Origin of the sequence: Parasphingomonas caseinilytica (genome assembly GCF_036663755.1) — a bacterium.
Taxonomy (GTDB): Bacteria; Pseudomonadota; Alphaproteobacteria; order Sphingomonadales; family Sphingomonadaceae; genus Sphingomonas.
Window position 1 is genome coordinate 224,241 of the sequence record NZ_JAXOJL010000008.1, and the last position, 6,704, is coordinate 230,944.

Sequence of the window (6,704 nt, forward strand, 5' to 3'; positions counted from 1 at the left end):
CGGTTCATGACGCGATCAGATTGCCACCGGACAGGTCGTCGTCCGAGACGTCATCGTTCGCGAAGCCTGCGGCGATCGCGATCCCGCACCGCACGAGGCGAACCTGTTCGACCTGCAGGCGAAATATGCCGAGGTGGTGAGCGAAGCCGAAATGACAGAGATGATCGCGGCGCAATAAGACGGCGCATCCACCTGTCGCTCCACCGATAAAATATCGCTTTCTGAGCCGATTACGCTAGCGTCGGCGGCATTGTTCGATCTGCACGATCACAAGAATGTCGAGGATGCTGAAGATGATTTCAGGAGCGGCGGATGCACCGATGCCCGCATCACGCAGGATAGGCTCGGTCGTCATTTTGGGTGGTGGAACGGCAGGCTGGATGACGGCCACCGCGCTGGCGCGATCGTTCGGACCGGCAGTGCGCATCACGCTGCTGGAATCCGAGGAGATCGGCACGGTCGGCGTCGGGGAGGCGACGATCCCGACGATCCACTGGTTCAACGAATTGATCGGTCTCGACGAGGCCGAATTCCTCCGCGCGACGAAGGCGAGCTTCAAGCTGGGGATCGAGTTCGTCGATTGGCTGCACCCGGGGCACCGTTACTTTCACCCGTTCGGCGAGTTCGGCGCACGACTGCCCGGCGTCGCGTTTCATCATCGCTGGTTCAAGGCGCGGGCGGCGGGGTTGGACCTACCGCTATCGGCCTTTTCGCTTGCGGGCCGGCTTGCGGCGGACAACCGGTTCGCCAAGCCGACGGGCGATGCGCGCTCGATCCTTTCGACGCTGGGCTACGCCTATCATTTCGACGCCAGCCTTTATGCTAAGCACCTGAGCGGCATCGCCGAGGCGGCCGGCGTGGTGCGGGTCGAGGGCAAGCTGGGCAAGGTCGATCGCGATGTGCAGACCGGCTTCGTCTCCGCGCTGACGACCGAGCGCGGCGAGCGTCTGGATGGCGATCTGTTCATCGATTGCTCGGGCTTTCGCGCGCTGTTGATCGACGGCGCGATGGAGGGCACGTTCGAGGATTGGTCGCACTGGCTACCCTGCGATCGCGCGGTGGCGGTGCCGTGCGCGCGCGTCGCCGAGACCACGCCCTATACCCGATCGACCGCGCGCTCGGCCGGCTGGCAATGGCGCATCCCGTTGCAGCACCGCACCGGCAACGGCTACGTCTATGCGAGCCGGTTCATCAGCGATGACGAGGCGGCGGCGACATTGCTCGCCAATCTCGACGGAGAGGCTTTGGCCGAGCCACGGATGCTGCGTTTCAAGGCGGGCACGCGGCGGCAGGCATGGATCGGCAACGTCGTCGCGATAGGCCTGTCCTCGGGTTTCCTCGAGCCACTGGAATCGACCAGCATCCACCTGATCCAGAGCGGCATCGCCAAGCTGCTGACCCTATTCCCCGACCGCGATTGCGACCCGGCGCTGGCCGATCAGTTCAACGCGCTGTTGAATGCCGATATGGACGGGATCAAGGATTTCCTGATCCTGCATTATCATGCGCAGCATCGCACCGAACCCATGTGGGTCGAGCGGCGGGAGATGCGATTGCCCGAGAGCCTGATCGCGCGCGAGGCGCAGTATCGCCGATCGGGACGGCTGATGCTGGGCAGCGACGAATTGTTCCGCGATGCGAGCTGGCTGGCGGTGCTGGCCGGACAGGGGATCACGGCGGAGAACTACAATCCGCTCGCCGATATACTCGATCCGGCAACCAACATGGCGCAGGTGCGCCAGATCGCCGACGTGATCGCGCGCGCCGCGCCCACGCTGCCGCGCCACGACGATGCGTTGGCGAAGGCGATGGCCGGGGCAGCGGCCGGGGCGGCGGCCGGGGCGATGGCTGGCGCGGGGGCCGGATGATCCGCCCCGAGATCGTCGCGCGGCGGATCGGCACCGAGCAACAGCCGATCGTCATCGTCGACGGCTTCCATCCCGATCCGGATGCCTTGCGCCAGTTCGCGCAGAAGACCCCGTTCGCAGCGGCGCAGCGTAATTATCCGGGCATTCGCGCGCGCCTCCCGGCGGACTATTTCGCCCGGGTGCGCCCGGTGCTGACGACGATCCTGTCCGGGGTGTTCGGCCATGCCGGGGCGATCGACCTGATCGATGCGAGCTTCTCGATCGTCACCACGCCGCCGTCCGATCTCACCGTCGCGCAGCGCTTGCCGCATGTCGATGCGGTGCAGCCGGGCCGGATCGCTTTGGTCCATTACCTTGCACCGGAAAGCGACGACGGCACCGCATTCTTCCGGCACCGCGCCAGCGGCTTCGAGACGATCGATGCCGCGCGATCGACCGATTATCTGGCGCGGTTGAATGGCGAATTACGCGAGAGCGGCGAGCCGTCTCCGGCGTATCCAGGCGGCAGCACGCCTTTGTTCGAGCGCATCGCCGACGTGGAGGCGCGCTACAATCGTGCCGTGATCTATCGCAGCGCGCTGCTGCACAGCGGGGCGATTTCCCCGCATGCGCCGCTCAGCGCCGACCCTGTGACGGGCCGGCTGACCGTCACCGCTTTCCTGTCCGCCGGCTAGGCGCACGCGGCGGCTGCACCGCGAGATACACCGTGCTCCACAATTGCGCGGCGTTCGATTCGTCCACGTCCTGCTTGCCAGCACCGAACGGCACGACGCGGTAGCGCCCGCCTTCATAGGCCCAGGACCACAGTTCGGAACTCTGCGTCGCGCGCGTCGCCTGGATCGCGCGCCACAATCGGCTCTGCGCATCGAGCAGGATCGATCGCGTCGTGGCGGGCAGATCGCGCCGTGCCAACTGCCGTTCGAGGCCGGCGGCGAACAGCGCCTGCTGCCACGACCACACCACCGCGCCGTGATAGGCGGCCGGGGCGAAGCGATCCTGCACCACCGGGGTTGCGATTGCGGGATTGGCGACGAGCAGACCGATATCGGTCATCAAGCCAGCCGGGAAGGGGCGGGCGAGTGCGCCGACATAGGTGTTGAGATCGGCGGGTGACGGATGGCCGAACAACAGCATGAAACCATCGTCGGAATTGATGATCGGCACCGCCGCGCCCTGCGCATCGAGCGAGATGGCATGGAACGTCAGCGGCTTGCCCATCAGCGCGGCGAGCGCCGGCGCGGCGGGCACGCCGACGCGCGCGGCATAAAGCTTCACCTGTTCGGCGGCTTCGCGGGGCGCGACATCGACGCGGAACAGGTGCGGTGCCTGATCGCGCCAGACCCGTGCCATCGCGTCGGCGCGTCCGAACGACATGCGGTCGGCGGGCGTAAGATACGGATCGAGCAAACCGGCCCGCAGCAGCTTCGCGCCGGCCTCCAATGCGGCGGGGACGAACACGGCGTTGACGTCATAGGGATAGCGGCCCCGGCCGATCCCCTCCTCGCTGTCGCGCCACTGTCCGGTCAGCCGGCCTTCGTGGATCGCGATCAGGCGCCGCCGATCCGGCCTGGCGGCGAACGGTTCGGCGGCGGCCAGCACGAAGCGCAGGTTGCGGACGAGCAAGGCACCCGCCGTCGCGCTGCTGCCCGGCTGCCCCGCACTCGGCACCGCGCGCGCCAAGAAGGCGAGCGCATCGCGGCGGGGGGCGTGATCGAGCAGATAATCGCCCGCGACCGGTGCCAGCATGTAATCGTCGTCGATCATGCCGTAATCGAGCGTCGGCGTATCGCCGCCGGGCTGCTTGTTCTGTCGATGATCGATGATCGCGAATTCGGACAGGCCCTCTTCGTGCGCGACTTCACCCGCAGGATTCAGGCGGGCGAGCACCGCGCCCAATCCGGCCTCGATTGCGGGTCCGCGCAGCGCCGGCATCAGCAGCCGCACCGACATCAGCGTGTCGCGCCCGAAATAGGTGTCGAACCGCCACGATCCGGCGAGGAATTTCTCGCGGTAGCTGAGAAAGGCCAGCGCATCGCGCGCGGCGGGATCGCGCGCCGCGTTTGCGTTGAGCAGTTCGGCCTTGGTCAGGCCGGTCAGCGGCGTATCGCCGCTCGCGGCGACGATCCGCAGGGTGATGCGTCCGCTTGCGCCCGCGAGGATCGCGCCATCGGCGATCCGCCCCTCCAGCACCGCGACCTCGAGCCGATAACCCGGCGCGCCATCGACTCGGTCACGCTGATACAACAGCCGCGATCCCTCGATCCGCAGCGGGGTTGCGACCGCGTCGGGGAACCGGCCGACCGCCTGATAGTCGCGCAGGAACCGTACGTTCGACAGCACGGCCCGCTTGATCGCCAGTCGCGGCGTCGCCAGCGAGGCGGTGGTGGCGATGCCGTACAATGGCCGGCCCTTGGCATCGGCCAGCGTCACCGGCGCGGGGGCCTGATCGAGCCGCCACGTCGCGGGCGCGGCGAGCGGCGCGAACCACAGGCCGACGCCGCTATTGCCGGCGGGGAAGGCGATAAGGATGCGTGGATCGGTACCGTTGCGCAGGAGCAGGTGCGCGGCGACCTTGCCGTCGCGCACGAAGGCGTTGAGATTCTGTCCCTCGACCAGATTGTAGGCGAGTTCCGGCTTTGCCGCGGCCTGCCCGTTCGCCGCCATGTTCTGGCTGCCCGCCAGCACCAGAGCGCCGGCCGCGATACCCTGCACATAACGCCGCATAACCGTCTCCTTCGCGTTCCAGAATGACGAAGGCGCGGTCGGCCTGCCAGCCGCCGCGCGCCCGATCTCGTCTTGCCGGCCGATCAGAACTTGAACGTGATCGAACCGCCGTAAGTCGCGCCGACGATGCCGCGAGCGTAGAAATACCCGTCGGTGATCGCCTGGGTCTGGCCCTGGCGCGGATTGCCTTCCGTCAGGCCGACGACGTTGAAGATGTTGTCGGCATTGAAGTTCGCCTGCAGCTTCTCGCTGATGTTGAACGTGACGCCGACGCTGGTCACGCCGTAGCTCGGCAAGGCCACGCCGTTGCCGGCATCGGCGAAGATCTTGCCGACATATTTGTAGCGGCCATACACTTCGCCCAGGCCGTTCGGCAGTTTCACGGTCGGGGTGATCGTGAACAGACGGGCCGGGGTGCGTTCCGGCCGGTTGCCTTCGAACCCGGCCTGATTTGCGCCGTTGATCGCCAGATTGACGAGCTTGGGGTCCTGGAACACGCCTTGCAGATCAAGCGAGAACCACTCGATCGGCCGGACGTTCAGATCGAGTTCGACGCCCTTGGTGCGCAGATCGGCCCTGATGTTGCTCTGGATCGTCGGGTTGATCGGATCGGCGAAATTATAGCTCTGATCCTTGAAATCGGTGCGGAACACCGTCGCGGAGCCGGTGAAAATTCGGCCATATTGATACCGGATGCCAGCCTCATACAACCGTATCGTCGTAACCGGATCGATGTTGTTGGTCTGGAAACCATCGGCGAAGCGCGCATAGATCGCCAGGTTCGGCGTGAACTGATAGTTCGCGCCCACCGTATACGACGCTTTCGACCGGGTGATCTTGCCGTCCGGGCCGGTTATCATTGAATTGGCCGGAGCATAGACGCCATTGAACGTCGAACCGACCGTGCGGACCACGCCGACAACGCCCGGCTGGACCGACTGGTTGATGGCGGCGGTCTGCCCGTCGAACGCGGTGGCGGTGTCGCTTTCCCAACGGATGCCGGCATCGAGGTGCAGATCGCCGATCGACAATTCGTCGTTGGCGTAGAGCGAGAAGGTCGAATCCTTGCGCTCGCGAATGCCTGCCCCCCAATCGCCGTAGGAGACCAGGCCATTGTCGCTCAGCGTGCCGATGACGTTGTTGTTCGCGTCCAGCGCGACGATGTCGTAGATGTCGCTGTTGGTGCGGACGTCGTTGACGACGCTGGCGGTCGCGGACTGATCCTGGACGCGCTTCACGTTGTAGTACATCGCGCCGACGGTCAGCGAGTTCTTCAGGCCGCCCGATTCATACTGCCAGGTGCCGCCGGCATTGATGCCGAGATCGCGTCCGTCGATGGAATCATGGTTGAGCGTCGTGCGCTGCAGGAAGCCGTTGCCGTTCAGCGCGTTGAGCGCCGCCGTTTGGTTCGCGCCGAGCAGGACGCCGGTGCGCAGGTTCTTGATGCCGAAGCGCGCGGTGTTCGGGAAGGCCGCGATGCCCAGGCCCAGCACGTCGTTGATCGGCGACACGGCGGTGCCGGTCGGGCGATAGGTGAGGTAATTCACCGCGCTGGTGAGACCGGCATTGCCGGTGCCCGAGCCGGGGAACAGGCCGTTGAAGTCGTACGAATATTTCAGGTAGCGGCCATGGCCGAACAGGGTGATCGATTCGCCCAGCGGTTTTTCGAAATCGAGCCGGCCCTGCGCGGTCTTGGCCTTCACGCCGTCGCTGTAGCGGAATTCGCGGAAACCGCTGGAATGGGCGAAGGTCGAAACCGGCACCGCGATGTTGCCGAAGGCGTCGCCGCCGACATTGCCAAACTGCGTGTCGAGGCTGGGGATGCTGCCCGGCTTGCCGTTGGTGAAGCGATACGGTTGATCGGCATAATAAGCGTTCTCGACATTGCCGCCCTTGGCCGAGATGCGGATGTAGCCGCCGTCGTCGAAGCGATATTCCAGCGCGCCCTTGATACGGTAGCCGGCATAATCGAACGTGTTGTCACGCACGCCGGGGCTAGGCTCAGGACTCGTTGATCAGAGCCAGAAGATGACGGTTGCGGCGAGCGCGATGGCTGAGAAGAAGACGGTTGGGCATCGATCATAGCGTGTGGCGACACGGCGCCAGTCCTTC

General features: G+C 65.7%; 6 protein-coding genes and 1 pseudogene. 2 read left to right on the plus strand and 5 right to left on the minus strand.

The features are described 5' to 3' along the window. Window positions 1-4 precede the first annotated feature (4 nt). Window positions 5-175 (minus strand): hypothetical protein, encoded by a 171-nt coding sequence (locus U1738_RS20325; protein ID WP_443027039.1) that lies wholly within the window; start codon window positions 173-175, stop codon window positions 5-7. A gap of 60 nt (window positions 176-235) precedes the next feature. Beyond that, complete coding sequence (locus tag U1738_RS16555; RefSeq protein WP_332790153.1) at window positions 236-391, minus strand: hypothetical protein; 156 nt, start codon at window positions 389-391, stop codon at window positions 236-238. On the opposite strand from U1738_RS16555, the gene U1738_RS16560 reads away from it, so the two are divergent. Together U1738_RS16560 and U1738_RS16565 are read left to right on the plus strand one after the other, a co-directional pair. Then, window positions 381-1,868, plus strand: a complete 1,488-nt coding sequence (locus U1738_RS16560) for a tryptophan halogenase family protein (RefSeq protein ID WP_332790154.1) — start codon at window positions 381-383, stop codon at window positions 1,866-1,868. The genes U1738_RS16555 and U1738_RS16560 overlap by 11 nt on opposite strands. Beyond that, on the plus strand, window positions 1,865-2,542 hold the full coding sequence (locus U1738_RS16565; RefSeq protein ID WP_332790155.1) for a DUF6445 family protein: 678 nt from the start codon (window positions 1,865-1,867) through the stop codon (window positions 2,540-2,542). The genes U1738_RS16560 and U1738_RS16565 overlap by 4 nt, the downstream gene beginning before the upstream one ends. Here the strand turns inward: U1738_RS16565 and U1738_RS16570 are convergent. From U1738_RS16570 to U1738_RS16580, 3 genes and pseudogenes are all read right to left on the minus strand, one after another. Next, complete coding sequence (locus tag U1738_RS16570; RefSeq protein WP_332790156.1) at window positions 2,517-4,592, minus strand: hypothetical protein; 2,076 nt, start codon at window positions 4,590-4,592, stop codon at window positions 2,517-2,519. The genes U1738_RS16565 and U1738_RS16570 overlap by 26 nt on opposite strands. 83 nt (window positions 4,593-4,675) lie before the next feature. Continuing rightward, window positions 4,676-6,580: a TonB-dependent receptor domain-containing protein gene (locus U1738_RS16575; protein ID WP_332790157.1), complete on the minus strand. Its 1,905-nt coding sequence runs from the start codon at window positions 6,578-6,580 to the stop codon at window positions 4,676-4,678. 27 nt (window positions 6,581-6,607) lie between these two features. Beyond that, window positions 6,608-6,704 (minus strand): annotated as a pseudogene (locus tag U1738_RS16580) (IS5 family transposase); the annotation flags it as partial.